Here is a 413-nt window from a genome sequence, read left to right as displayed (position 1 = left end):
CACACAGATTGTCTGATGAAAAATAAGCAGTAAGAAAATCTCTGCAGGCTTGTAGCTCAGGTGGTTAGAGCGCACCCCTGATAAGGGTGAGGTCGGTGGTTCAAGTCCACTCAGGCCTACCAAATTTCTGCTGATGCTGCGTTGCGGCGACACTCACATACTTTAAGTATGCTTCGTGTCACCACGCCTTGCCTCAACAGAAATTAAGGTTGATGAGATTTTAACTACGATGGGGCTATAGCTCAGCTGGGAGAGCGCCTGCTTTGCACGCAGGAGGTCTGCGGTTCGATCCCGCATAGCTCCACCATCATTACTGCCAAAAACAAGAAAACTTCAGAGTGTACCTGAAAAGGTTCACTGCGAAGTTTTGCTCTTTAAAAATCTGGATCAAGCTGAAAATTGAAACGACACAC

2 tRNA genes are annotated in these 413 nt (G+C 47.0%); both read left to right on the top strand.

The window, feature by feature from the left end:
- The first annotated feature begins 45 nt into the window (after nt 1-45).
- Nucleotides 46-122: transfer RNA gene (locus tag ACSIPU_RS30575), tRNA-Ile, on the top strand.
- Between the two features lie 109 nt (nt 123-231).
- Nucleotides 232-307 (top strand) — tRNA-Ala (locus ACSIPU_RS30570).
- The last annotated feature ends 106 nt before the right edge of the window (nt 308-413 follow it).

It is taken from the genome of Klebsiella sp. HN106, from assembly GCF_051209435.1.
Classification (GTDB): Bacteria; Pseudomonadota; Gammaproteobacteria; order Enterobacterales; family Enterobacteriaceae; genus Klebsiella; species Klebsiella oxytoca.
This window is presented reverse-complemented; position numbering and strand designations above follow the sequence as displayed.